Source organism: Agrilactobacillus composti DSM 18527 = JCM 14202 (genome assembly GCF_001436375.1).
GTDB lineage: Bacteria > Bacillota > Bacilli > Lactobacillales > Lactobacillaceae > Agrilactobacillus > Agrilactobacillus composti.
Genome location: NZ_AZGA01000010.1, coordinates 1 through 252, shown reverse-complemented (window position 1 = coordinate 252; position 252 = coordinate 1). Strand labels below are relative to the sequence as shown.

Here is a 252-nt window from a genome sequence, read left to right as displayed (position 1 = left end):
GCTAAATTTCAGGAGACCAGTGAACAATATCGCTCAGCCTGCAATCATGTTTCTGAGTATATTTTTAACAATGGTCTTGAATTGAATGTTCTCAAGATTCACAAAAAGCTTTATCGAGACTTGCGACAACACTTTGGACTGAAATCCCAACTGGCCATCTCTGCGATCAAAACAACGGTTGCCCGTTATAAAACTATTCAGACGCAGCTGCGACGCAAACCCATGGCCTATGCCACCGGTAAGAAAGATAAA

The 252-nt window shown here is 42.1% G+C and carries 1 pseudogene; it reads left to right on the top strand.

The features are described from left to right. A pseudogene (locus tag FC83_RS17165) lies at positions 1 to 252 on the top strand (RNA-guided endonuclease TnpB family protein); the annotation flags it as partial.